The sequence below is a fragment of the Kitasatospora herbaricolor genome (assembly GCF_030813695.1).
GTDB classification, from domain to species: domain Bacteria; phylum Actinomycetota; class Actinomycetes; order Streptomycetales; family Streptomycetaceae; genus Kitasatospora; species Kitasatospora herbaricolor.
On record NZ_JAUSVA010000002.1, the window covers coordinates 4,928,821 to 4,953,836 of the forward strand.

Annotated in this window: 22 protein-coding genes; 10 read left to right on the forward strand and 12 right to left on the reverse strand. The window is 72.8% G+C overall.

Annotated elements, in window-relative coordinates:
- Positions 1-16 precede the first annotated feature (16 nt).
- A complete protein-coding gene (locus tag J2S46_RS21940; protein WP_191288365.1) occupies positions 17-655 on the forward strand; it encodes a TetR/AcrR family transcriptional regulator in 639 nt (212 codons plus the stop codon).
- A 180-nt stretch (positions 656-835) separates the two neighbouring features.
- Positions 836-1,783 (forward strand): alpha/beta hydrolase, encoded by a 948-nt coding sequence (locus J2S46_RS21945; RefSeq protein WP_191288364.1) that lies wholly within the window; start codon positions 836-838, stop codon positions 1,781-1,783.
- A gap of 95 nt (positions 1,784-1,878) precedes the next feature.
- On the opposite strand, the gene J2S46_RS21950 is transcribed toward J2S46_RS21945, so the two are convergent.
- The gene (locus J2S46_RS21950) at positions 1,879-2,115 is read right to left on the reverse strand and encodes a DUF5302 domain-containing protein (RefSeq protein ID WP_073925038.1); all 237 of its coding nucleotides are present in this window, start codon (positions 2,113-2,115) and stop codon (positions 1,879-1,881) included.
- A 461-nt stretch (positions 2,116-2,576) separates the two neighbouring features.
- Between J2S46_RS21950 and J2S46_RS21955 the strand changes: the two genes are divergently transcribed.
- Complete coding sequence (locus tag J2S46_RS21955) at positions 2,577-3,398, forward strand: protein phosphatase 2C domain-containing protein (protein ID WP_073925037.1); 822 nt, start codon at positions 2,577-2,579, stop codon at positions 3,396-3,398.
- A gap of 87 nt (positions 3,399-3,485) precedes the next feature.
- On the opposite strand, the gene J2S46_RS21960 is transcribed toward J2S46_RS21955, so the two are convergent.
- Both J2S46_RS21960 and J2S46_RS21965 read right to left on the reverse strand, forming a co-directional pair.
- Positions 3,486-4,436 (reverse strand): pirin family protein, encoded by a 951-nt coding sequence (locus tag J2S46_RS21960; protein ID WP_307350875.1) that lies wholly within the window; start codon positions 4,434-4,436, stop codon positions 3,486-3,488.
- A gap of 120 nt (positions 4,437-4,556) precedes the next feature.
- A complete protein-coding gene (locus J2S46_RS21965) occupies positions 4,557-5,060 on the reverse strand; it encodes an SseB family protein (RefSeq protein WP_370882220.1) in 504 nt (167 codons plus the stop codon).
- Positions 5,061-5,313: 253 nt separating this feature from the next.
- Here J2S46_RS21965 and J2S46_RS21970 point away from each other — a divergent pair, with 253 nt between their 5' ends.
- Positions 5,314-7,143: an acyl-CoA dehydrogenase gene (locus J2S46_RS21970; protein ID WP_190209059.1), complete on the forward strand. Its 1,830-nt coding sequence runs from the start codon at positions 5,314-5,316 to the stop codon at positions 7,141-7,143.
- Positions 7,144-7,316: 173 nt separating this feature from the next.
- Here the strand turns inward: J2S46_RS21970 and J2S46_RS21975 are convergent, their stop codons facing one another.
- From J2S46_RS21975 to J2S46_RS21985, 3 genes are all read right to left on the reverse strand, one after another.
- The gene (locus tag J2S46_RS21975) at positions 7,317-8,564 is read right to left on the reverse strand and encodes an ABC transporter permease (RefSeq protein ID WP_229912179.1); all 1,248 of its coding nucleotides are present in this window, start codon (positions 8,562-8,564) and stop codon (positions 7,317-7,319) included.
- Positions 8,564-9,247 carry an ABC transporter ATP-binding protein gene (locus tag J2S46_RS21980; protein WP_229912258.1) on the reverse strand — a complete coding sequence of 228 codons (684 nt, stop codon included), beginning with the start codon at positions 9,245-9,247 and terminating at the stop codon, positions 8,564-8,566. Before J2S46_RS21980 ends, J2S46_RS21975 begins: the two co-directional genes overlap by 1 nt.
- A 110-nt stretch (positions 9,248-9,357) precedes the next feature.
- On the reverse strand, positions 9,358-11,013 hold the full coding sequence (locus J2S46_RS21985) for a peptidoglycan-binding protein (RefSeq protein ID WP_191288362.1): 1,656 nt from the start codon (positions 11,011-11,013) through the stop codon (positions 9,358-9,360).
- A gap of 416 nt (positions 11,014-11,429) precedes the next feature.
- Here J2S46_RS21985 and J2S46_RS21990 point away from each other — a divergent pair, with 416 nt between their 5' ends.
- Complete coding sequence (locus J2S46_RS21990; protein ID WP_073925032.1) at positions 11,430-12,740, forward strand: M18 family aminopeptidase; 1,311 nt, start codon at positions 11,430-11,432, stop codon at positions 12,738-12,740.
- A gap of 73 nt (positions 12,741-12,813) precedes the next feature.
- Here J2S46_RS21990 and J2S46_RS21995 read toward each other — a convergent pair whose 3' ends face one another.
- The 3 genes from J2S46_RS21995 to J2S46_RS22005 all read right to left on the reverse strand — a co-directional run bounded on the left by J2S46_RS21995 (position 12,814) and on the right by J2S46_RS22005 (position 17,063).
- A complete protein-coding gene (locus tag J2S46_RS21995) occupies positions 12,814-14,649 on the reverse strand; it encodes an NHL domain-containing thioredoxin family protein (protein WP_191288361.1) in 1,836 nt (611 codons plus the stop codon).
- Positions 14,650-14,879: 230 nt separating this feature from the next.
- The gene (locus J2S46_RS22000) at positions 14,880-16,415 is read right to left on the reverse strand and encodes a recombinase family protein (protein ID WP_191288360.1); all 1,536 of its coding nucleotides are present in this window, start codon (positions 16,413-16,415) and stop codon (positions 14,880-14,882) included.
- Between the two features lie 138 nt (positions 16,416-16,553).
- Positions 16,554-17,063, reverse strand: a complete 510-nt coding sequence (locus J2S46_RS22005) for a GNAT family N-acetyltransferase (RefSeq protein ID WP_191288359.1) — start codon at positions 17,061-17,063, stop codon at positions 16,554-16,556.
- Between the two features lie 91 nt (positions 17,064-17,154).
- Here J2S46_RS22005 and J2S46_RS22010 point away from each other — a divergent pair, with 91 nt between their 5' ends.
- On the forward strand, positions 17,155-17,643 hold the full coding sequence (locus J2S46_RS22010) for an LURP-one-related/scramblase family protein (protein ID WP_191288358.1): 489 nt from the start codon (positions 17,155-17,157) through the stop codon (positions 17,641-17,643).
- Positions 17,644-17,802: 159 nt separating this feature from the next.
- Positions 17,803-18,225, forward strand: a complete 423-nt coding sequence (locus J2S46_RS22015; RefSeq protein ID WP_073925028.1) for a DUF350 domain-containing protein — start codon at positions 17,803-17,805, stop codon at positions 18,223-18,225.
- A 196-nt stretch (positions 18,226-18,421) separates the two neighbouring features.
- Here the strand turns inward: J2S46_RS22015 and J2S46_RS22020 are convergent, their stop codons facing one another.
- Positions 18,422-19,024, reverse strand: coding sequence for a GNAT family N-acetyltransferase (locus J2S46_RS22020; protein WP_191288357.1), 603 nt, complete (start codon positions 19,022-19,024; stop codon positions 18,422-18,424).
- 146 nt (positions 19,025-19,170) lie between these two features.
- Positions 19,171-20,454 carry an adenylosuccinate synthase gene (locus J2S46_RS22025; RefSeq protein WP_191288356.1) on the reverse strand — a complete coding sequence of 428 codons (1,284 nt, stop codon included), beginning with the start codon at positions 20,452-20,454 and terminating at the stop codon, positions 19,171-19,173.
- Positions 20,455-20,580: 126 nt separating this feature from the next.
- On the opposite strand from J2S46_RS22025, the gene J2S46_RS22030 reads away from it, so the two are divergent.
- From J2S46_RS22030 to purM, 3 genes are all read left to right on the forward strand, one after another.
- On the forward strand, positions 20,581-21,432 hold the full coding sequence (locus J2S46_RS22030; protein WP_307350882.1) for a diacylglycerol kinase family protein: 852 nt from the start codon (positions 20,581-20,583) through the stop codon (positions 21,430-21,432).
- Between the two features lie 269 nt (positions 21,433-21,701).
- Positions 21,702-23,285, forward strand: coding sequence for an amidophosphoribosyltransferase (gene purF / locus J2S46_RS22035; protein ID WP_190209050.1), 1,584 nt, complete (start codon positions 21,702-21,704; stop codon positions 23,283-23,285).
- Positions 23,286-23,356: 71 nt separating this feature from the next.
- Positions 23,357-24,442, forward strand: a complete 1,086-nt coding sequence (gene purM / locus J2S46_RS22040) for a phosphoribosylformylglycinamidine cyclo-ligase (protein WP_191288355.1) — start codon at positions 23,357-23,359, stop codon at positions 24,440-24,442.
- Between the two features lie 235 nt (positions 24,443-24,677).
- Here the strand turns inward: purM and J2S46_RS22045 are convergent, their stop codons facing one another.
- Positions 24,678-24,932 carry a DUF3073 domain-containing protein gene (locus tag J2S46_RS22045; protein WP_190209048.1) on the reverse strand — a complete coding sequence of 85 codons (255 nt, stop codon included), beginning with the start codon at positions 24,930-24,932 and terminating at the stop codon, positions 24,678-24,680.
- Positions 24,933-25,016: the final 84 nt, after the last annotated feature.

Here is a 25,016-nt window from a genome sequence, read left to right on the forward strand (position 1 = left end):
ACAGGTGAGGTGGGCAGTGGCCGGCTCTTCCACGGACGGACGTGTCCTGCGCGGCGAGGAGACCCGCCGGGCGGTCCTGCGGCGCGCGGTCGAGATCGCCTCGGTGGAGGGCCTCGGCGCGCTGTCGATCGGCCGGCTGGCCACCGACCTGGGGCTGAGCAAGAGCGGGGTCTTCGCCACCTTCGGGTCCAAGGAGGAGCTGCAGCTGGCGACCGTCCGGGCGGCCCGGCGGATCTTCTTCGACGCGGTGGTCGAGCCGGCCCGGTCGGCTCCCCCCGGGCTCGCGCACGTCCGGGCGCTGTGCGCGGGGTGGCTCGCGTACTCCCGCTCCAGGGTCTTCCCCGGCGGGTGCTTCTTCTACGGGGTGGGCGCGGAGTTCGACGCCCAGCCGGGGCCGGTCCGCGACCTGCTGGCCGAGGCGGCCCGGGACTGGGACGCGTTCGTCCTCGGGGCGCTGGCGAACGCCCGCGCGGCCGGCGAGCTGCGCCCGGACGCGGACCTCGAACAGCTGGCGTTCGTCCTGATCGGCGTGATGGAGACGGCCAACTCGCACGGGCTGCTGTACGGCGGGCCGCTGCCGTACGACCGGGCCGAGAAGGCGGTGCGGAGCCTGCTGCGGGCCGAGGCGACCGATCCGGCGCTGCTGCCCGGCTGAGAGCGGTCCGGGCGGGAGCGGTCCGGGCGGGAGCGGTCCGGGCGGGAGCGGTCCGGGCGGGAGCGGTCCGGGGCTGGGCCCCTTGGCGGCGGCGATGTCCGACCCAAAAACTGCACGAACGATCGTGCTAATATCTCCACACAGTTCGGCCCCCTCAGCCAACCCCGACAGGGAGAACAGATGGATCCGGCCGTCGCACTCATCGGCAGCACCCTCAACGCCACGTCGCTGCTCTCGCCCCGCGCGGCGGGGCGCGGCGCCTTCGAGATCTTCCTGCGCCCCGGCCGGCGGGGCCGGGTGCGTCCCGCCGAACGCGAGGTGCACGAACGTGCGGTCACCGAGGAGCTGATCGTCCACGGCAAGCGGGTGGTGACCTACCGCTGGGGCGACGGCGCCCGGCCCGTCCTGCTGCTGCACGGCTGGCAGTCCCGGGCCTCCCGCTACGCGGCCCTGATACCCCGGCTGCGCACGCTCGGCCTCACCCCGGTCTCCTTCGACGCGCCCGGCCACGGCGACTCCGGCGGCCGGACCACCACGATCCTGGAGTACCGCGAGGCGATCCGGCAGCTGCAGGACCGCCACGGGGACTTCGACGCCGTCGTCGCGCACTCCTTCGGGGTCACCTGCGCCTTCCTGGCGCTGCGCGGGGGCGTCCGGGCCGGGCGGCTGGTCGCGGTGGCCGGCGTCGGCGAGTTCGGTTACCTCCCGGCCCGCTTCGCCGCCGGGCTCGGCCTGCACGCCAGGGTCGAGCGGGAGCTGCGGCGCCGGATCGAGCAGGTGCTGTTCGCCGGGACGGACGACGTCTGGGAGCACTTCGACGCCGCCCACGACCCGGGCGCCGTCCCGCTGCCGATCCTCGCCGTGCACGACGAGGGGGACGCCGTCGCCCGGATCGGCCAGGCGCACCGGCTCAAGGCGGCGTACGGGGACCGCCTGCAGCTGCTGACCACCACCGGACTCGGCCACAGCCGGATCCTCACCGCCCCGGCGGTGATCGACAACATCGTCGGCTTCCTGGACGAGGCCCGTACCGAGGCCCGTACCGGGGGCCCGGCCGACGGCCGTGCGGGAGCCGGCGCGGGAGCCAGGGACGGCGCCGAGGCCGCCGCGGGGGCCGCCACCGGCTGAGCACGGCCGGCGGGCCCGCCGCGCCCGCCCCGCCGCACGACGGAGCGGGCGGCCCCCGGGGGGACCGCCCGCTCCGTCAGCCACCCGGGGGAGGCTCAGCCGCCGCTCTTGCGACGGAAGTTGCGCTTGCCGCCGGCCGCGCCGTGGGTGCCGTGGATCTTCCCGTCGGCGCCCGGGCCGCCGCCGGCCGCGTCCGACCGGTTGCCGTGCTTGCGCTCAAGCGCGGCGAGGAACTTCGCCTTGACGTCGTCCTGGGCGGGCGCCTCGGTCTCGGGCGTCTGCGCCGTCGCGGCCTGTTCGGTCTCCGCTGCTTCGCTCGTGTCGCTGGTCATTCAGGACCTCCTGGACGGGGGTGGCGCCGGATCATGCGTTCACGGACACGATGCCACGTCCAGCAGGGGGCGGCGGCCCGATTGCCGCCCGTGCGGCGCACCGGCCGGGCCGGCGGCCCGCCGTCCGGGGCGGGCGCCGGGCTCACGGACCGGGTCACGCGCCGGGGTCAGCGCGAGTGCTCGGCCTCGTCGGGGAAGCGCGGCCCGCCGATCAGGTACAGCAGCGCGGCGGTGGGGAAGCCGATGGAGGCGACCACCAGGACGATGAACTGCCAGACCATCGGAGCTCCTCGGACGGCTCGGTGCGACGGGGGGCGGTGCGGTCACCGTCGGCCCGGACCGGCCGGACGGCGGTGATATACGACGGTATGTCGGCATCCGTCCGGTGGCCACCGGACACGTCCGAGGGATCGCGTGCAGGGGTCTGGGCACCGCGCCCACCCGGCGGCCACACTGACGGGATGCACGTACAGCTCGCAGGGGAACCGCAGGAGCCGGGCCGGGAGAGCGAGGACTTCGCCGTGGCCTCCTCGGAGGCGCTGGTGCTGCTCGACGGGTCGAGCTCGCCGGAGGCGATGGAGTCGGGGTGCCGGCACGGCACCCCGTGGTTCGTGCGCAGACTCGGGGTGCACCTGCTGGCCCGGCTGACCGACCGCGCCGACCGCTCGATCGCGGAGTGCCTGGCCGACGCCATCGCGGAGACGGCCGCACTGCACGGCGGGCGCTGCGACCTGGGGCACCACAACACGCCGGCCGCCATGGTGGTGGCCGCCCGCCGGCACGGAGCCTCGCTGGAGTACCTGGTGCTCGGCGACTCGCTGCTGGTCCTCCAGTACAAGGACGGCCCGCCGAGGGTGATCGGCGACAACCAGCGCTTCCCGGACGGGGAGGAACTGCGCCGGCGGATCTGGACGACGGTGCCCGGCTCCGAGGAGCGCGAGGAGCTGCACCTGCGGTACGCGCTGGCCGTCCGGGCGGCCCGCAACAGCGGGAACGGGCCGTGGATCGCGGCGGCCTCGCCGAAGGCGGCCGGCCACGCGGAGACCGGCTTCGTCCCGCTGGAGGACCTGCGGGCGGTCGCCGCCGTCTCGGACGGCGCCTCCCGGTTCACCGAGCGGTTCGGCCTCGGCAGCTGGTCGGACGCCCTGCAACTGCTCGCCGAGTCGGGCCCGGCCGAGCTGATCGCGCAGGTCAGGGCGGTGGAGCGGGCCGATGCCGGGTGCGAGCGCTGGCCGCGCGGCAAGGCGCACGACGACGCCTCGGCCCTGTACGCCAGGATCTGAGCGCGGCCACCGCCCGGGCGCTTCCCGGCCGGTCACGGCCGATGCCCGGCCGGGGGCCGGGCATCGTCGGGCGTGGACCGGGGGCGCTCAGTCGATCGGGTGGCCGAAGGAGCCGGACTGGAAGTCCTTCATGGCCTGCTCCAGCTCGCGGTGGCTGTTCATCACGAACGGCCCGTACCAGGCCACCGGCTCCCGGATCGGCTGCCCGCCCAGGACGATCACGTCCAGGTTGGGGTGCCGGGAGTCCTGCTTGAGGTCGGCGGAGATGGTGAGGGTGTCGCCCTCGCCGAAGACCGTCGCCTGTCCGGTGTGCACCGGGCGGCCCTCGGCGCCCACCTTGCCGTCGCCGTTCAGGACGTACGCGAGGGCGTTGAAGTCCCGCCGCCAGGGGATGGTGACCTGCGCGCCGGGGGTGATCGAGGCGTGCAGCAGGGTGATCGGGGTGTGGGTGGCCCCGGGGCCCTGGTGGCCGTCCAGCTCGCCGGCGATCAGGCGCAGGATCGCGCCGCCGTCGGGGGTGGAGAGCAGCTTGACGTGCCCGCCGTGGATGTCCTGGTAGCGCGGGGCGGTCATCTTGTCGGAGGCCGGCAGGTTGACCCAGAGCTGGATGCCGTGGAAGAGGCCGCCGGTGGCGACCAGCGACTCCGGCGGGGTCTCGATGTGCAGGATGCCGGAGCCGGCCGTCATCCACTGGGTGTCGCCGCCGCCGAGGTGGCCGCCGCCGCCGTGCGAGTCCTTGTGGATGAACTCGCCGTCGATCAGGTAGGTGACCGTCTCGAAGCCGCGGTGCGGGTGCCAGGGCGTGCCCTTGGGCTCCCCGACGCCGTACTCCACCTCGCCCATCTGGTCCATCATGATGAACGGGTCGAGGTACTTGGTGTTGATCTTCGCGAAGGCGCGGCGGACGGGGAAGCCCTCGCCTTCGAAGCCCTCGGGGGCGGTGACCACCGTGAGGACCGGCCGCGGCGTGTTGGCTGCGGGGTCGGGGGTGGCGACGCGCGGGAGGGTCAGCGGGTTGTCGACGGTCACGGCGGGCATGTCGGCCTCCTTCGGGGTGTCTGGCCTACGCCCAACAGATTAGTTCAATTCTCAACCACAGGCAAGTTGAAGATTGAACTAAATGGGTGAACCGATGCCCGCCGGGCACCGCCCGCCGGATCAGCCGTACATCCGCCGCATGGTGAAGTCCACCATCTGCTCCACGGCCTTGGCGTCGAACACCATCCGGTGCTCGCCCTCCATGTCCAGGGCGAAGCCGTACCCGGTCGGCAGCAGGTCCAGCACCTCGGCGCCGGAGACGCTGAAGTGCTTGGACTCCTTGCCGGCGTAGCGGCGCAGCTCCTTCAGCGAGCTGAACATCGGGATCACCGGCGTGGGGGTGTTGTGCAGGGCGAGGAAGCCCGGCCGGTCGCCGCGCGGGCAGTGCACCTTGGAGGTGATGAAGATGGCCTGGAAGTCCTCCACCGCCATCGAGCCGGTGGTGAAGGCCCGGACCGCGTCCGCCAGCGAGGGCGGGGAGGGCTCCGGGTACAGGGACTGCTGCGGCGCGGCCTGCGGCTGCTCGCCGTACGGGCCGGCGCCGGGCATGCCGTTCATCCCCGGCTGCGGCCCCGCCTGCTGGTAGGGGTCGCTCGGGTATGCGGTCTGGTCATAGCCGTACACACGGACAGGCTATCGGGAGCGCGCTCCCCTGTGGGGCGGTCGATCCTGACAAGGACTACCCGTCCGGCGTTGTGGAAGGTTGCCACGGGCCGGCGGCCCGTCGACGTGACAACGTTCATAGCTGATTCGCCACTGATTCGCCGCGAGGGGCTTGAACAAGTTACCGCCGGGTAGCATCATGATGTCTACTGGTGGGTAAGTGGGGTGCCCGGCGCGGCGAACCCCCGGAAGCGACGAACCGGAGAAAACGGCCATGGGTCACTACAAGTCCAACCTGCGGGATGTGGAGTTCAACCTCTTCGAGGTGTTCGGCCGCGACCAGGTGTACGGCACCGGTCCGTTCGCCGACATGGACGTCGAGACCGCGAAGAACATCCTCAGCGAGATCGCACGCCTCGCCGAGAACGACCTCGCCGCGTCCTTCGTCGACGCCGACCGCAACCCGCCGGTCTTCGACCCGGAGACCAACACCGCGCCGGTTCCGGCCTCCTTCAAGAAGAGCTACCAGACCTTCATGGACGCCGAGTGGTGGCGCCTGGGCATCCCGGAGGCCATCGGCGGCCAGGTCACCCCGTCCTCGCTGATCTGGGCCTTCGCCGAGCAGATCCTCGGCTCGAACCCGGCCATCTGGATGTACTCCTCCGGCCCGGCCTTCGCCGGCGTCGTCCACGAGGAGGGCACCGAGGAGCAGGCCAAGGTCGCCCAGCGCATGGTCGACCGCCAGTGGGGCGCCACCATGGTGCTGACCGAGCCCGACGCGGGCTCCGACGTCGGCGCCGGCCGCACCAAGGCGATCAAGCAGGAGGACGGCTCCTGGCACATCGAGGGCGTCAAGCGCTTCATCACCTCGGGCGAGCACGACATGTCCGAGAACATCATCCACCTGGTGCTGGCCCGCCCCGAGGGCGGCAAGCTCGGCACCAAGGGCCTGGGCCTCTACATCGTGCCCAAGTACGACTTCGACTGGGAGACCGGCGAGCTCGGCGAGCGCAACGGCGTCTACGCCACCAACGTCGAGCACAAGATGGGCCTGAAGGCCTCCAACACGTGCGAGATGACCTTCGGCGCCAAGCACCCGGCCAAGGGCTGGCTGCTCGGCGAGACCGTCGACGGCATCCGCCAGATGTTCAAGATCATCGAGTTCGCCCGGATGATGGTCGGCACGAAGGCCATCGCCACCCTCTCCACCGGCTACCTGAACGCGCTGGAGTACGCCAAGGAGCGCGTGCAGGGCGCCGACATCTCCAACTTCCTGGACAAGGCCGCCCCCCGGGTCACCATCACCAACCACCCGGACGTCCGCCGCTCGCTGATGACCCAGAAGGCCTACGCCGAGGGCATGCGCGCGCTCGTCCTGCTCACCGCCTCCACCCAGGACGACGTCCTCGCCGCCCGCCTGCGCGGCGAGCACGACGAGGCCGCCGAGCGCCTCAACGACCTGCTGCTGCCGATCGTCAAGGGCTACGGCTCGGAGAAGTCGTACGAGCAGCTCGCCCAGTCCCTGCAGACCTTCGGCGGCTCCGGCTACCTGCAGGAGTACCCGATCGAGCAGTACATCCGGGACGCCAAGATCGACACCCTCTACGAGGGCACCACCGCGATCCAGGGCCTGGACTTCTTCTTCCGCAAGATCGTCAAGGACGGCGGCCAGGCCCTCACCGCCGTCTCCGAGCAGATCCAGAAGTTCCTCGGCGCGGCCGAGGGCGGCGACGCCCTCGCCACCGAGCGCGAGCTGCTCGCCAAGGCCGCCGGCGACCTGGAGGCGATCGTCGGCAAGATGCTCGCCGACCTGTCCTCGGTCGAGCAGGACGTCAAGAACATGTACAAGGTGGGCCTCAACAGCACCCGCCTGCTCATGGTCTCGGGCGACGTCGTCATCGGCTGGCTGCTGCTGCGCCAGGCCGCCGTCGCGCTCGCCAAGCTGGAGGCCGGCGCCTCGGAGAAGGACGTCGCCTTCTACCAGGGCAAGGTCGCCGCCGCCCGCTTCTTCGCCCGCAACATCCTGCCGACCATCACCCCGCAGCGGGTGATCGCCGAGGGCGTCGACAACGAGATCATGGACCTCGCGGAGGAGGCGTTCTAAGGACGCCCACCGGTCACCGCGACCGCCCCGGACCGGGGCGCGCCGCGCCTGACACCTCCCGAACGACCGCCTGACCCACCCTCAGCACGAAGGGGGCCCGCCACCCGGCGGGCCCCCTTCGTGCTGCCCGGCCGCCACCCGGCCACTGCCCGGACGGCACCTGGCCGGGGCGCTCAGCCGCTGCGCAGCGCCTTCAGCGGATCCGTCCGGGCAGCCCGCAGGGCCGGGTACAGGCCGGCCAGCAGCCCGACCACGCTGCCGATCAGCGGGGCCGGCAGGGTGGCCGCCGGCTGCAGCACCGCCGTCCACTCCCGCGCCGCGGCCACCGCGAGCACCGTCACCACTCCCAATCCCGTGCCGACCAGCCCGCCGAGCGTGCCCAGCGCCGTCGACTCGGTCAGGAACTGCCCGGCGATGTGCCGGGTCCTGGCCCCCAGCGAGCGGCGCAGCCCGATCTCCTCGGTGCGCTCCAGCACCGCCACCAGCGTGGTGTTGGCGATCCCGACCGCGCCGACCAGCAGGCAGATCGCCGCCAGCGCCAGGAAGAGGCCGGTCAGGTCCGAGGTCACCCGGTCCTGCAGGCTGTGCGGGTCCGGCGGCGGCACCACCGTGAACGCCTCCGGCGCGTCCGGGCGCAGCGCGAGCGGCAGCTGCCCGGCCACCACCCCGGCCGCCCCCACCCGGGTCGACACCAGCGCCCGGGTGCCCTGATCGCCCCCGGACGGGGGACTGCCGAAGCGCTCCAGCGCGGTGGACGCCGGGACGATCACCCCGAGCAGCGCCTCAGGCCGGCGCCGCACGTCCGAGTAGACCCCGATCACGGTGTACGGGATCCCGCCGATGAAGACCGCCGGCTGGGCGTCCAGCCGGCTCACCCCGAGCCGCTGGGCGGCGGCCGAACTGAGCAGCACCACCGGCTGACGGGAGTCCTGCACGTACGGGTCGAAGGGGACCCCGGCGACCATCGTCGGCTCCATCGCCGCCACCGCCCCCGGGGTGGCGGCCAGCAGGGCCAGCCCCTGCCCGGCGTCCGGCCCGGTGGGGGTGGCGGCCATCGGCGGGACGGCGGGGACGGGCCACCAGACCCCGCCCGCCCGCACCCCGTCGATCCGGGCCAGCCGGGCATCGGTGTCCGCCGGAAAGCTGGTCGGCGGGTTGACGCCGGCCGGCAGGCCCTCCCCCGAGGGGTGGTCGCCGGCCGTCACCGTGGTCGCCCTGGTCAGGTTGAACTGCTCGCCGATCTGCCCCGAGGCGGTGGCCGTCAGCCCGAGCACCGCCACGAAGGCGCCGATGCCGAGCACCGTGCCGAGCATGGTCAGCGCCGTCCGTCCGGGTCGTTGCAGGGTGCCCGACAGGGCCTCGGCGAACAGGTCGCGCAGGCCGAGCCGGGAGCCGGGCCCCGGCAGGAGGCTCCTGGCCATCAGCCCTCCACGGCCGGCGCGGTCGGCTCGCTGAGCCGGCCGTCGCCGATCCGCACCGAACGCTGCGCGCGGGCCGCCACGACGGGGTCGTGGGTGATCACCACGAGGGTGTAGCCCTGCGCGTGCAGGTCGTCGAACCGGGTCAGCACGGCCTGCGCGTTGGCCGAGTCCAGATTGCCGGTCGGCTCGTCGCAGAGCAGCAGGCTCGGACGGTTCACCAGCGCGCGGGCGATCGCCACCCGCTGCCGCTCGCCGCCGGAGAGCGTGCTCGGCAGTGCCTGGGTGCGGTGCGCCAGGCCGACCCGGGCCAGGGCCTCGCGGGCGGCGGTCCGGCGGCGGGCGCGCGGGGTGCGGTTGTAGAGCTGGGCGAGCAGGACGTTCTCCTCCGCCGTGCGGTGGGCCAGCAGGTGGAAGGACTGGAAGACGAAGCCGATCCGTTGCCCGCGCAGGGTCGAACGGTCCCGGTCGCCGAGCCGGGCGGTGTCGATCCCGTCGAGTTCGTAGCGGCCGGTGCTGGGGGTGTCGAGCAGGCCCAGCAGGTGCAGCAGGGTGGACTTGCCGGAGCCGGACGGGCCGGTCACCGCCACGTACTCCCCCCGGCGGATCTCCAGGTCGGACGGGTGCAGCGCGGTGACCGGCGGCGGTCCGGGGAAGCTCCGGCCGACGCCGGCCAGCCTGATCACCGGGGTGCCGGGGCCGCTGCCGGTGCTGCTGCCGGGGTCGGCGGTGGTGCTGCTGCCGGGGCCGGCGTTGGTGCCGGTCGTGCCGGCGCAGGGGACGGGGCCGGCGGCGGTCACTGCCCGACCACCACCAGGTCACCGGCCTTGAGCTCGCCGCCGTCGGCCGGGGTCACCCCCACGAAACCCTTGTCGGTGGCGCCCAGGGTGACGGCCAGCGTGCTGCGCAGGCCCGCCGTGTCGACCCGGGTCACCGACGTCCGGCCCGCCGAGGTGGTGAAGACCGCGGCCACCGGCACGGTCAGCACCGGCACCTCGGAGGTGCCCTTGAGGACGGTGATCCGGACGTTCTGGCCGTTCAGCCCGGCCGGCAGCGGGGCGTTCGGCGTGACGGTCAGCGGCACGTACAGGGGGCCGCCCGCCGGGCCGGCCTTCCCGCCGCCCCCGCCGGCACCCTGGCCGGCCGCCGCGCCGCCGGCGGTGCTGCCCGGGTCGCCCGCCCCGCCGCCCGCGCCCCCGATCGGGATCACCTTGCCCGCCGGCGCCACCGTGGTCGGCGCGCCCAGCCCCCCGACCGTGCCGGTGACCGTGGTGTTGCCGGCCTCCGAGAGCACCTCCACCGGCATGCCGGGCCGTACCGCCGCGGCCTGCGCCTGGGTGAGCTGCCCGGTCAGCGACAGGCCGCCGCTGGTGAGGGAGAGCAGCGGGCCCGAGACCGGCGAGCCGACCGAGCCGTTGACGGCCGTGACGGTCGCGGGGAAGGCCGGCAGGAAGACCACGTGGGCCGCCGGCACCATCGGGCCGTTCAGGGACTCCGCCTTGGCCAGGGCTGCCCTGGCGGCGGTCAGCTCCTTCTTCGCGGTGGCCAGCTGCTGGTCGAGGCCGGGCCCGGTGGCGCCGGCCCCCGGCCCGGCGGGTGCGGCGGACGGGTCGGCGGTGGCGCCGGCGGCCGCCTTCCGCCCGGCGGCCAGCGTGTCCACGCTCTGCTGGGCGGTGTCCGCCGCCTTCCGCGCCGTGTCCACCGCCTGCTGGGTGACCGCCCCGGTGGTCGGTACCGGGTGGCCCAGCCGGGCGTAGAAGTCGGTCACCGCCCGCGCGGTGCCCGCGCCGAACTCACCCCTGTCGTCGCCGCGCGCGGGCAGGCCGAGCGCCGCCAGCGCGTCCTGCAGCTCCGCGATGTCGGGGCCGGTGCCGCCCGGCTTGAGGTCGCGGTACGCAGGCACCGCCCCGGCCAGGGCGAACAGCGGCTGCCCCGACACCTCGGCCAGCAGCCGGCCGGCCACCACCTGGTCGCCGGCCTTCACGTCCAGCCCGGACACGTACAGCCGGGTGATCTCGGCGGAGGCCGAGACCGGGGTGACGTCGTACTGGGTCGGCGGGTACACCGTGCCGCGGAGCACCACCGAGGGGTTGAGCACCTGCATGGTCGCGGCCGCCGTCAGCACCGTGGCGGGCGGCGGGGCCGTGCGGGCGGCCCGCTCGGCGGGGGACTTGATCAGCGAGGAGGCCGCCAGCCCGCCGACCGAGACGAGTGCCGCGGCGGCGGCCACCGCCAGCAGGATCCGCCGCCGGCGGGCCGACCGGGACAGCCCGCCGGCCGGCTCGGAGCCAGCCCGGTCGGCGCCCGTCGGGCCGGCGTCCACGGCGTCGGGTTCCGCGTCGGCCTCCGCGAGGGGGTCCGCGTCGGGTGCCGCGAGGGGGTCCGCAACGGGCCGCCGGTCCGGCACTCCGTCCACGGTGCCGCCGGTGCTCTGCTGCGCGCGCCCGAACAATCCGCTCTCCCCCAAGACCCCTGATCCCCGGTTCACGTTCTCGCTGCGGCCGGCCGGGCCAGGTCCCCAACCGCCGGTCGCCCCGGGCAACTCTGCAACAAGAGGAGGAAGTTCGGGCGGGAAATCGCGAAGACCCCGGGCCGGTCGCCGCAAACGTCCCGAATCGCCGGGCCGGCCGCCCGGACGAGCCGCCCCGCCGGTCCCGACGGAAGGTCAGCCGCCCCCGGTGCCAGGGCACTTGCCGGCGGCCGCTGACAGGTCTGACGGAGCGCGTTCGCCCCGTTACTTTCACCGTGCTGTCCGTGTTCTGTACCCGTTCACGGGTTCCGGCTGTCATGTCCGTGTACGGGCATATGCTCAATGATGCCAAGCCGACCCCCCATCCGGTTTCGGCCCTCCCTCGACCCAGGAGCAGCATGTCGACCGCCGCCCGCCAGGCCTTCTTCGACCGGACGCACACCGATGACCTGATCGCCTTCCTCGGTTCCTCACCGTCGCCCTACCACGCGGTGGCGAGTGCGGCGCAGCGACTGGAGAAGGTCGGCTTCCGCCAGGTCTCCGAGACCGACGCCTGGGACGGGACGACCGGCGGCCGGTACGTCGTCAGAGGCGGTGCGCTGATCGCCTGGTACGTGCCGCAGGGGGCCGGCCCGCAGACCCCGTTCCGGGTGGTCGGCACCCACACCGACTCGCCCAACCTGCGGGTCAAGCCGGTGCCCGACACCGGCTCGGCGGGGTGGCGGCAGGTGGCGGTGGAGATCTACGGCGGGGTCCCGCTGAACACCTGGCTCGACCGGGACCTCGGCCTCTCCGGCCGGCTGGCCCTGCGGGACGGCAGCGTGCGGCTGGTCCAGATCGACGAGCCGCTGCTGCGGGTGCCGCAGCTGGCGATCCACCTCGACCGCCAGGTCAACGACGGTCTCAAGCTGGACAAGCAGCGCCACCTGACCCCGATCTGGGGCCTCGGCCCGACCGACGAGGGATCGCTGATCGAGTACGTCGCCGAGCGGGCCGGCGTTCCGGCGGACGACATCGTCGGCTGGGACCTGATGACCCATGACGTCCAGCCGCCGTCCTACCTGGGCCGGGACCGCGAGCTGCTGGCCGGCCCCCGGCTGGACAACCTGCTGTCGGTGCACGCGGCCACCGCCGCGCTGGCCGCCACCGCCGCGGCCGCGGCCGAGGGCGCCGAGCTGCCGTACATCCCGGTGCTGGCCGCCTTCGACCACGAGGAGACCGGCAGCGAGTCGGACACCGGCGCCCAGGGCCCGCTGCTCGGCAACGTGCTGGAGCGCAGCGTGCACGCGCGCGGCGGCAGCCCGGAGGACCGCGCCCGCGCGCTGGCCGGCACGGTCTGCCTGTCCTCCGACATGGGCCACGCCGTGCACCCCAACTACAGCGAGCGGCACGAGCCGGGCCACCACCCGATGCCCAACGGCGGGCCGATCCTCAAGGTCAACGTCAACAACCGGTACGCGACGGACGCCGTCGGCCGGGCGGTCTTCGCCGCCGCCTGCGAGCGGGCCGGCGTGCCGTGGCAGACCTTCGTCTCCAACAACGCGATGCCCTGCGGCACCACGATCGGCCCGATCACCGCGGCCCGGCTCGGCATCACCACGGTGGACTGCGGGATCGCCGCCCTGTCCATGCACTCGGCCCGCGAGCTCTGCGGCGCCGACGACCCGTTCCTGCTGGCCGGCGCGATCAAGGCCTTCCTGGAGGGCTGACCGGCGTGCGAAGGGCCCCCGGAAAGCCGCTGACGGCGGTGTCCGGGGGCCCTCGGTGTGTGCGGGGCGGCGGCTACTCCATGCCGGCCAGCACCAGCGGCAGGCGGCGGACCCCGCCCGGGGTGAGCTTCACCGGCACGCCCCAGTCCTGCTGGTGCACGTGGCAGGCCGGGTACTCGATCTCCGGGTCGTCGTCGCAGGAGGCGGCCATCGCCGAGACGTGCAGGACGCCCTCGGTGATCTCCTCGGAGAGCACCAGCTCCCGGTCGAGCGCGGAGTCCGCGCCCGCGCCGGAGAGCAGCAGCTCCGGCGGGGTGGAGCTGACCAGCAGCCGGGTGGAGGGGCCGTAGCGCTCGTCCAGCTTCTGGCCGCTCGGCGCGGAGAAGACCACGTCCAGCTGGAACACGCCGGGCGCGACCTCGGTGGCCGCGCGCTGGGTGCGGTGCGCCACCGACTCGACCTGGACGGCCTCCTCGGGCAGCCGCAGCCGGGTCAGCCGGTGCCGGGCGGACTCCACCACGACAATGTCCCCGTCCACCAGGACGGCGCCGGAGGGCTCGCGCAGGTCGGTGGCGAGCGTGGTCAGCTCGCCCTCGCCGCCCTCCTCGGCCGCCGGGACGTACCGGCGCAGCGCGTGGTTGTAGGTGTCGGAGATCGCCACCGAGCCGTCCGGCAGCACCGTCACCCCGAGCGGGTGCTGGAGCAGGGCCTGACCGGCGGCGCCGTCGCGGTGCCCGAAGTCGAACAGGCCGGTGCCGACGGCGGTGTGCACCGTCTTCGTTTCACGTGAAACCCAGCGGACCGCGGAGGTCTCCGAGTCCGCGACCCAGAGCTTCCCGCCGTCCGCCGAGACCGCCAGGCCCGAGGGCTGGGCGAACCACGCCTCGGCCACCGGCCCGTCCACCAGGCCCTCGTTGGTCGTGCCGGCCGCCACCGCGACGGTGCCGTCGGCCGGGTCGAACGCCCAGAGCTGGTGCACCCCGGCCATCGCGATCCAGACCCGGTCGTCGAAGAAGGCGACGTCCCAGGGCGAGGAGAGGTCCACCTCGCGGGCCGGGCCCCCGGTCGCCGAGCCCTGCCACCACTGCCGGCCGGTGCCGGCCAGCGTCCGGACCTCGCCGTCCGAGAGCCGCACTGCGCGCAGCGCGTGGTTCACCGTGTCGGCGACCACCACGTCGTACCCGAGGTCCAGGCCCGCCGGGACCAGCGCCAGCCCCTGCGGCTCGCTGAAGCGGGGGGACGTCCCGTCCACCAGCCCGCGCTCGCCGTCGCCGATCCGCCGCACCACCCGCTCGCCGTCCTCGGCCAGCTCCACCAGCGAGTGGTGGCCCGAGTCCGCGACCAGGAAGTTCCCGTTCGGGAGCCGGACGGCCTTGCCGGGGAACTTCAGGTCGCCCGCCACCGGCTCGGGAGCCACGTACGGGCTGTCGCCGCGCCGCAGGGTGCCCTTCGCCTCGTGCTCGGCCTCCAGCTCCTCGACCAGCCGGGCGATCGCGTGCGCGTGCCCCTCGCCGGCGTGCTGCGCGACCACGTACCCCTCGGGGTCGATCACCACCAGCGTCGGCCAGGCCCGCACCGCGTACTGCTTCCAGGTGACCAGCTCCGGATCGTCCAGCACCGGGTGGTGCACCTCGTAGCGCGACACCGCGTCCACCACGGCCTGGTGGTCGGCCTCGTGCACGAACTTGGGGGAGTGCACGCCGACGATCACCACGGTGTCGCGGTGCTTCTCCTCCAGCTCGCGGAGCTCGTCCAGGACGTGCAGACAGTTCACACAGCAAAAGGTCCAGAAATCTAGTACGACACACTTACCTCGCAGGTCGGCAAGGGTCAGATCCTTACCGCCTGTGTTGAGCCAACCACCGGATCCGACCAGTTCAGGGGCGCGAACGCGTGCACGAGAAGCCATGTCTGTATCCAACCCTATAGAGCTGTGGACCCATTCCTGCGTCGTCGGACATGCTGTGGTTCGGGGCCTGCCACGGAGAAGCGCGAGGGCTGAGAGCGGGCACGAGACCCCTTCGGGAGCGGTGCGGGGATTCGGCCGGGCGAGCCGTCGAGATGTCCAGTGGCCCCTCGCTGTGACGGCGGTCCGATTGCTGCCGCGCGGGCGGCGGCCGGGCTGTGATCGCAATTCTGCTATTCCTTGATCGCAGCCCACTCGATGCGCACCCGCTGCCCCGGGACGAAGCGCTTTCCGCGCTCTCCCTTGTTGATGAACACCCCGTCGATGGCGAGCGACAGTCGGTCCCGCCTCTGTCCCTGCGTGGACGCTGCCCAGGCGGACCTCAGCAGTGCGGAGTCAAGCAGCGGCGTGATGTCCACCGCGGGAAGCGGCAGCGCGGCCAAGTCGGCGCGCAGTCCGTCGATGCGGCTCTGCAGGCGGTTGGCGAGCCGGTCGTAGCGTTCGACGGCGTCAGGCCCGTCGAACTCGCCCCGGACGTACCGTGCGTCTTCCAAGTCAGCCCGTCGGGCTTCCTGGTCCGCGATTTCGTCGCTGACGGCAGCGCGTTTGGCGAAGGTCTCGGGGTCGCTGCGCTTCGCCCACCGGTCGGTGACGGCCAGCAGGAGAGGAGCCCCCGGCTCAAGCGTCGGAAGCAGGTGAAGAAAGCGCTCGGCGACGTATTCGTCCACCAGATCGGCCATCGCGTTCGCGCCGGGGCACTGGTTCCCTGCGCGGCGAGCCATGCACTGGTAGCTGCCGCCCACACGGTGCATCCGGCGGCCGCAGCCCGGGACGTCGCAGAACACCAGACCCGTCAGCAGCGCGCTGCCGTCCGGCTTCGGACGCCGTTTGCCCGCATGGGCATGGGTGCGGGATTTGAGCTGCTGGATGATGCGCTCGCGCTCGCCGACCGTGATGATGCCTTCGCCGATGCTCACGGTTTGCAGCGTTTCGGGGTCTCGGTAGGGGAAAACACGGCCGATGAACCTCCGTCCGCCGTCGTCGGTCTCGACAGACCGGGTCTCCGGCGTCAGGCCGGCGAAGGCCGGGGACTTGAGCAGGCACATGATGCTTGCGGCGTTCCACTGCCCACCTCGGGCGGCGGGTATGTCGTACTCGTTCAGCAACCGTGCGATCCTCACCAGCGACTGGCCGGCCAGCGCGTCGTCAGCGATCAGCCGGGCGTAGACGGCAGTCTCCGGATCGTGGATCAGCTTCCTCGACGTCGGGTCCACCAGCAGTCCGTACGGGGGCTGTCCACCGATCCACCGCCCCTGGCGCCGGAGGTGTCGTTTCGCGCTGGCGACCCGGGTGCCCAGGTTCTTCGACTCCGAGCGGGCCAGTTCCGCCAGCATGGTGACAGCCAGCCGGGCAGAGTCGTCCGAGGTGTCGAGACCGTCGAGCACCGAGACCAGACGGCCGCCTGCCTTCTCGATGTCGTCGAGGACCTTGCCGACCTGCCCGATGCCCTTCCGGGAGAGCCGGTCCAGCTTCCAGACGATGAGGCTTCCGACGACGCCGGCTGTCACAGCGGCAAGAGCGGAGTCGAAGCCCTTGCGCTCGACGTCCTTGAAACCGGAGCGCCCCCGGTCGATGTGGACCTTGCGGACCGTCAGGCCGTTGCCTTCGGCCCATGCCCGGCAGTCGGCTTCCTGCCGCTCGATCGCCGTCTTGCCGTCCCGGTCCAAGGACAGCCGTAGGTACAGGTCACAGAGTGCGTGGCGGTGCATGTACGTCTCCTGTGGAGATCCCTATGTCGTGCCGGAAATCCAGCCGATGGAACCTAGCAACCCCGAAGGCCCCTAAGTGCCGATCCCGCGCGGGTTCACCCCGACGTGGAGGGTGCCCTCGGGGGCAGGGGCCGGCGATCAGGAATCCGCTGCCGGGGCCTCCCAGCGGAGCTCCCCGTCCTGGAGCTCCCCGGTGGGGCTGAGGCCGGCGGCGCGGGCGACGGCGGCGGAGGCCTGGTGCCCGGGGTGGATGTGGGCCACGACGGTGCGGACGTCCTGGGTGCGGAGCCAGGCGACCAGGGCGCGGGCGGCCTCGCCGGCCAGGCCGCGGCCCTGCCAGGGGACGCCGACCACCCAGGCGATCTCGGCGGTGTCCGCGGTGACGGTGGCCTGGACGTAGCCGGTGGCGCGGCCGTCGGCGCGCAGCCGCAGGACCCAGTTGCACCAGGTGACGCCGGGGTCGGGGGAGCCCGCGCTCAGCCGGCGGTAGCGGGCCCGCAGGGCGTCGAGGGTGTCGGGCTCGCCGCCGGTGAAGGCGTGCAGGGCCGGGTCGCCCAGCACCAGGGCCATCTCCTCGGCGTCCGCGGGCCGCAGCGGGAGCAGGTCGAGGCGGTCGGTGCGGAGGGCGGCGGCTTGGGGGGTTCGCATACCGGGATTCAACCCGGCCCGCGCGGGTGCTGGGCATGCGGCCCGGCATCGGGTCGAATGGAGGCCCGACACGGAGCACTCAGGAGACGGCATGAAGTACCTGATCAGGGAGCGGCTGTTCGCGATCGGCGACGACTACTGGATCGAGGACGAGGACGGCCGCAAGGCGTACCTGGTGGACGGCAAGGTGCTCCGGCTGCGGGACACCTTCGAGCTGAAGGACGCGCAGGGCCGGGTGGTCGCCGTGATCAAGGAGAAGGCGTTCACCGTCCGCGACGCGATGAAGATCGAGAACACCGAGGGCGACGTGGTCGCGACCGTCCGGGAGAAGCTCTTCACGCCGTTCCGCGACAAGTACCGGGTCGAGCTGGCGGCCGGGGGCGAGCTGACGATCCACGGGAACCTGATCGACAAGGACTACCGGATCGAGGACGACAACGGCGACGAGGTCGCCCGGATCTCCCGGAAGTGGTTCCGGATCCGGGACACCTACGGCGTGGACATCGTCGACGGCGCCGACGCCGGTCTGCTGCTCGCCGTCGCGGCCTGCGTGGACCACCTGGTCGACGAGGAGGACTGAGCCGGCGGCCGGCGGCCCGGGTACGGGCGCGGGCGGACGGCCCGGGGCGGGTGGCGCCCGGGCCTGCCGGGGCCCCGGGGTCATGGGATATGTTTTGCCGATCCTTGACCCGTGCCCGGGAGCCCCGGCGCGGGCACCGGCGGACCTGGGGGAGCGCCCATGAACGACATCGTGCACGGTCTGGGCGCCGCCGCGGCCTTCGGCGGGGTGGGCGTGGTGCTGCTGCTGCTCGGGGTCGGGCTGGTCGACCTGCTGACCCCCGGCAAGCTGGGCCGGCAGATCTGGGTCGAGCGCAACCGGAACGCGGCGGTGCTGCTCAGTTCCGCGCTGCTCGGGATCGGCGGGATCGTCTTCACGGCGATCCTGTACACCTACGAGGAGTTCGGCAAGGGGCTGGCCTCCACCGCGCTGTTCGGGCTGCTCGGCCTGGTCCTGATGGCCGTGGCGTTCTGGGCGGTGGACCTGCTGACCCCCGGCAAGCTCGGCGCGATCCTGGTGGATCCCGAGCCGCACCCCGCGGTGTGGGTGTCGGCCAGTTGCAACCTGGCGGTGGCCGCGATCGTCGCCGCCGCGATCGCATAACCCGGATCGCTCGCCGCCGGATCCCTCGCCGCCGCAATCCTCGCCGCCGGATTCCTCAGGGTCGGCCGCTCACCGCCGGCCCCGTCCGGCCCGCTCGGGTCCGGTCCGCCGCGGCCCGACCCGCGCACCAGCGCACCTGCGCCCGCCCGCGGCCCGGCCCGCCGTCCGTGAGCGGGCCCGCCCCTGTCCGGTGCCGTCAGCCGCGGGCCAGTCGCTCCGTCAGCCGCTGCTTGGCGGCGGGCCACTCGTCCGCGAGCATCGAGAAGTACACGCTGTCGCGCCAGCTGCCGTCCGCGCGGCGGCGCTCCCGCCGGTGGACGCCCTCGAAGGTGGCGCCCAGGCGGAGGATGGCGTTGCGCGAGCGCTCGTTCAGGTGGTCGGTCTTCCAGAACACCCGCCCCATGCCCAGGTCCTCGTAGGCGTGGGTGAGCAGCAGCAGCTTGGCCTCGGTGTTCACGGCCGTCCGCCAGGCGGAGCGGGCGTACCATGTGCCGCCGATCTCGACGAGTTCGTTCCCGGCGTCGAAGTCGTAGTAGCCGGTCATGCCGATGGCCCGGCCGCTCGGCGCGTCGACGACGGCGAAGACCACGGCGGTGCCGGCCTCGATCTCGGCCAGCCGTCCGTCGATGACGTCGCCGAGCTCCTCCGCGGTGTGCGGGGTGCCGGACGGGATCCAGCGCCAGACCTCCTCGTCCCCGCCGCCGGCGGCGAACAGGTCGGGCAGGTGGTGCCGGCCGAGGGGCTCCAGGCGGATGGTGCGGCCGGTCAGGGTGACGGGTGCGGGCAGCTTGGCGGTCATGCCCGGCAAAGTAGCCGGAGTTTGCACTAGATGCAACAGCTTTTTGCACTAGTTCAATTGCCCTCGATGGGTGTCCCGCGGTGGCGCCGGGCAGGCGAAAGGGCCCCGCGGCGAACCGCGGGGCCCTTCGGGGTGGAGCGGGCGGGCTAGACGAACGAGTTGATCTGGATCGTCTCGGTCCGGCCCGGGCCGACGCCGATGGCGGAGATCGGGGCGCCCGACATCTCCTCCAGCGCCTTCACGTACGCCTGGGCGTTCTTCGGCAGGTCGCCGAAGGTCTGCGCCTTGCTGATGTCCTCGGTCCAGCCGGGGAGGTTCTCGTAGATCGGCTTCGCGTGGTGGAAGTCCGACTGGTTGTACGGGAGCTCCTCGACGCGCTTGCCGTCGATCTCGTACGCGACGCAGACCGGGATCTGCTCCCAGCCGGTGAGCACGTCCAGCTTGGTGAGGAAGAAGTCGGTCAGGCCGTTGACCCGGGTGGCGTAGCGGGCGATCACCGCGTCGAACCAGCCGCAGCGGCGGTCACGGCCGGTGGTGACACCGCGCTCGCCGCCGATCCGGCGCAGCGCGTCGCCGTCGGCGTCCAGCAGCTCGGTCGGGAACGGGCCCGAGCCGACCCGGGTGGTGTAGGCCTTCAGGATGCCGATGACCCGGTCGATCTTGGTGGGGCCGATGCCGGCGCCGGTGCAGGCGCCGCCGGCGGTCGGGTTCGACGAGGTCACGAAGGGGTACGTGCCGTGGTCGACGTCCAGCAGGGTGCCCTGGCCGCCCTCCAGCAGGACGACCTTGTTCGCCTTCAGGGCCTCGTCCAGGACGAGGGTGGTGTCGGCGAGGAAGGGGCGCAGCTTGTCGGCGTAGCCGAGGTACTCCTGGACGACCAGGTCGGCCGGGATGGCGCGGCGGTTGTAGAGCTTGACCAGCAGCTGGTTCTTGTCGTGCAGGGCCGCTTCGACCTTCTGCTGCAGGATCGACTCGTCGAAGAGGTCCTGGACCCGGATGCCGACGCGGTTGATCTTGTCGGCGTAGGTCGGGCCGATGCCGCGGCCGGTGGTACCGATCCGGCGCTTGCCGAGGAAGCGCTCGGTGACCTTGTCCAGGGTGCGGTGGTACGGCGTGATCAGGTGGGCGTTGCCCGAGATCAGCAGCTTGGAGGTGTCGATGCCGCGCTCGTTCAGGCCGTTCAGCTCGGAGAGCAGCACGCCCGGGTCGATCACGACGCCGTTGCCGATGACCGGCACCACATTCGGGCTGAGGATGCCGGAAGGGAGCAGGTGCAGGGCATACTTCTGGTCGCCGATGACCACCGTGTGACCGGCGTTGTTGCCGCCCTGGTAGCGGACGACATAGTCGACGGAGCCACCGAGGAGGTCGGTCGCCTTCCCCTTGCCCTCGTCCCCCCACTGAGCGCCAACGAGCACGAGTGCCGGCACAGGCGTACACCCCTTCCGGTTGGGGCATCCTGCGTAGGCCGCAGTCTGCCCCGAGATAGACGAAGCCCCTGGCGCAATAGCGCAAGGGGCTCTTGCACCGAGAGATTACCTGAGGAAGGACCGGTCGTGTCGTCCCTGTCCACGCCCGCATCCCACGCTGCCACCCCCGGCAACGGCGAGCCACTGCTCGTCCTGCTCGACCCGGCCGCCAAGCAGACCGACGGAGAGTCGGTCCGGATCGCGAAGGATGTGCTCTGCGGAGGCGCGGACGTCAAGGTGGCGCACCCGGAGAGTCCGTCCGAACTGGACCGGGTGCTTTCGCACCGGGGCCGCCGGCGACCGGTGGTGATCGGATCCGATCTGGCGCTGCAGCGGGTGCTCCAGGCCCTGTACCGGCAGCGTGAACTGGGCAGCGACCCGGTCGGGCTGATCCCGGTGGGCCGGCCCGCGGAGCTGAACGCGGCCCGGGCGCTGGGGGTGCCGGCGGAGCCGGTCCGGGCGGCCCGGGCGATCCTCACGGGGGTGCCGCGCGCGCTGGACCTGCTGGTGGACGACGGCGGCGGGGTGGTGCTGGGCGCGGTCCGGATCGCGGGGACCGGGGTCCGGCGCGGACTGGGCCGAACGGGCGGTTGGCGTTCGCTATGGGCGAAACTGGCTGCGGCCGAGCAGGCGACCGGCAAGCCCCCGGAGGGCGCAGGCGAGCACCCCGAGGCGCGGCTGCGGGTGGAGGCGGACGGCCGGCTGCTGGCTGACGTCCACCGGCCGGTGCGGGTGGTCCAGGTGAGCCTGCCGCTGGGCGAGGGCGTGATGGAGATCGTGGTGCGCGCCCCGGGCGCGCTGGTCCGGGCCCGGGCGTCCTCGGTCACGGTGGCCGGCCGCGGCTTCGGCTACGAGGCGGACGGGCACCCGGTCGGCCCGGTGCGCTCCCGGACCTGGACGGTGCACCCGGCCTCCTGGCGGCTGCTGCTGCCGGGCTGAGCCGGGCCGCCGGGCCGCCGGGCCGCCCCCGCCGGGCGGCCTGGGTGAGCAGGGTCACGTTTCGGCCCCCCGCGGCGGCCCGGGCGGACCGGCCCGGCCGGGGCCAACGGGCGCGCGTCGCAAGGCAGGGGGGGTGGTCGGGCCGATTCCCGGATTCGAAACGCGCTGACGGTAAGGGGTTTTGTCTACGCGCGTCGCCGGTTGATCGTCCGACCGCGGCCCCCTCCCCCGTTCGGGAAGGCTGTGCCAACTGCCCTAGACTCGAAGACGTGCCACGTGGTGACGGAAGACTCAACCACGATCTTCTTCCCGGCGAGAAAGGCCCCCAGGACGCTTGCGGCGTCTTCGGTGTCTGGGCTCCCGGCGAGGAGGTCGCCAAGCTCACGTTCTTCGGCCTTTATGCCCTGCAGCACCGTGGACAGGAATCCGCGGGCATCGCAGTGAGCAACGGCTCCCAGATTCTCGTCTTCAAGGACATGGGACTTGTCTCCCAGGTCTTCGACGAGGCCTCCCTGGGGTCCTTGCACGGGCATATCGCCGTCGGACACGCCCGCTACTCGACCACCGGTTCCTCGGTCTGGGAGAACGCCCAGCCGACCTTCCGCGCGACCGTCAACGGTTCGCTGGCCCTCGGGCACAACGGAAACCTGGTGAACACCGCCGAACTGGCGGAGATGGTCGCCCGACTGCCCGGTGAGGAGCACGTCTCCCGGTCCGGCCGCAGCGCCGCGACCAACGACACCGATCTGGTGACGGCCCTGCTCGCGGGCCACCCCGAGCTCACCATCGAGGAGACCGCCCGGCAGGTGCTGCCCAAGGTCAAGGGCGCCTTCTCGCTGGTCTTCATGGACGAGCACACGCTCTACGCCGCCCGTGACCCGCAGGGCATCCGCCCGCTGGTCCTCGGCCGGCTGGAGCGCGGCTGGGTGGTCGCCTCCGAGACGGCGGCGCTCGACATCTGCGGCGCCTCCTACATCCGTGAGGTGGAGCCCGGCGAGCTGATCGCCATCGACGAGAACGGCATGCGCAGCAGCCGCTTCGCCGAGGCCAAGCCCAAGGGCTGCGTCTTCGAGTACGTCTACCTGGCCCGCCCCGACACCTCCATCGCCGGCCGCAACGTGCACCTCTCCCGCGTGGAGATGGGGCGCAAGCTGGCCAAGGAGGCGCCCGTCGAGGCCGACCTGGTGATAGCGACCCCGGAGTCCGGCACCCCGGCCGCCATCGGCTACGCCGAGGCCAGCGGGATCCCGTACGGCTCCGGCCTGGTGAAGAACGCCTACGTCGGCCGCACCTTCATCCAGCCCAGCCAGACCATCCGCCAGCTCGGCATCCGGCTCAAGCTGAACCCGCTCAAGGAAGTCATCGCGGGCAAGCGCCTGGTCGTCGTCGACGACTCCATCGTGCGCGGCAACACCCAGCGCGCGCTGGTGCGGATGCTGCGCGAGGCGGGCGCCGCCGAGGTGCACATCCGGATCTCCTCGCCGCCGGTGAAGTGGCCCTGCTTCTTCGGCATCGACTTCGCGACCCGCGCGGAGCTGATCGCCAACGGGATGACCGTCGAGGAGATCGGCCGCACGCTCGGCGCGGACTCCCTGGCCTACATCTCGATCGACGGCATGATCGAGGCGACCACGCAGCCCAAGGACAAGCTCTGCCGGGCCTGCTTCGACGGGGTCTACCCGATGGAGCTGCCGGACCCGGCCCTGCTGGGCAAGCTGCTCCTGGAGGCCGAGATCAAGGGCAGCCAGCAGCCGCCCGCCGTCCGTGGCAAGCCGCACTCCGGAGCGGACCTGGACGGTGTCCAGTCGCTGCTCGGCGGTGGCGGCGCGGCCGACGCGCTGCGACGCCCGTAGTTTTCCCGCTGCGGGGCCCGTCACCGGGCCCCGCGGTCGTTCACCCCCCTGACCCGAGAGGGCCGCACGCAGTGACCAGCAACGAGAGCGGTGCCACCTACGCCGCCGCAGGTGTCGACATCGAGGCGGGCGACCGCGCCGTCGAACTCATGAAGCAGTGGGTCCGCAAGGCCAACCGCCCCGAGGTGGTCGGCGGTCTCGGCGGCTTCGCCGGGCTGTTCGACGCCTCCGCCTTCAAGCGCTACGAGCGGCCGCTGCTGGCCTCGGCCACCGACGGCGTGGGGACGAAGGTCGCCATCTCCCGGGCGATGGACAAGCACGACACCATCGGCCACGACCTGGTCGGCATGGTCGTCGACGACCTGGTGGTCTGCGGGGCCGAGCCGCTCTTCATGACCGACTACATCTGCGTCGGCAAGGTCGTCCCCGAGCGGGTCGCCCAGATCGTCAAGGGCATCGCCGAGGGCTGCGCGCTGGCCGGCTGCGCGCTGGTCGGCGGCGAGACCGCCGAGCACCCCGGCCTGCTCGGGCCGGACGACTACGACGTCGCGGGCGCCGGCACCGGCGTGGTGGAGGCCGACGCGCTGCTGGGCGCGGAGCGGGTCCGCGCGGGCGACGTGGTGATCGCGATGGCCGCCTCCGGCCTGCACTCCAACGGCTACTCGCTGGTGCGCCACGTGCTGCTGAACGAGGCCGGCTGGAAGCTCGACCGCAAGGTCGAGGAGTTCGGCCGGACGCTGGGCGAGGAGCTGCTGGAGCCGACCAGGATCTACTCCCTGGACTGCCTGGCGCTCACCCGCGCCACCGAGATCCACGCCTTCTCGCACGTCACCGGCGGCGGCCTGGCCGCCAACCTGGCCCGGGTCATCCCGGCGGGCCTGCACGCCCGTCTGGACCGCGGCACCTGGACGCCGCTGCCGGTCTTCCAGACCGTCGCCCAGGTCGGCAAGGTGGCCACCCTGGAGATCGAGAAGACCCTGAACATGGGCGTCGGCATGGTCGCCGTCGTCCCGCCGGAGTCGGTGGACACCGTGCTCGCGATCCTGGAGGACCGCGGCGTGGAGGCCTGGCTGCTCGGCGACGTCGTCGACCGCACCGCGGAGCACGCCGACGGCGCGGCCCTCTACAACGCGTACGAGGGCTTCACCGCGGGCTGACCGTTCGGACGGGAGCCCTCCGCCGGTGACCGGTGGAGGGCTTTCGGCTGCCCGCGGCCCGGGGTTGCCCGGCGGGGGTTGCCCCGGCCGAGGGACGGGCCGGCGAACGGGGCCCGGCCGGCGCCGCCGGGGCCCTGGCCTCCGTGGTGGATCCGCCGACGGGCGGCCGGTGGCCGGGAACGGCGAAAACCGGCCCGGCGCACTGGGCGCCAGGGCCGGTCAGGCCAGGCTGTGACTACGCGCGGCGGCGGGCCTGGGTGTGGCCGCTTTCCGCCTCGGTGTCATCCTCGTCGTCCTCGTCGGCGTAGAGATTCGCATACGCCGCGTAGGGGTCGTCCTCGTCCTCTTCCTCGACCGGCTCAGGGCTGATCGGGATGGAGGGCGAAACGCCCAGCTCGCTGGACAGACGGTTGGCGTCGAACCCGCCGCTGTTGTACTTCAGCTCGCGGGCGACCTTCGTCTGCTTGGCCTTGGCCCGGCCGCGCCCCATGGGTCGACCCCCTCAACGATGGGGCTCACGGCCCCGAGTCTGACACGTGTTCATGATCAGGAGCGGCCTGCCCGAATGGGGAGA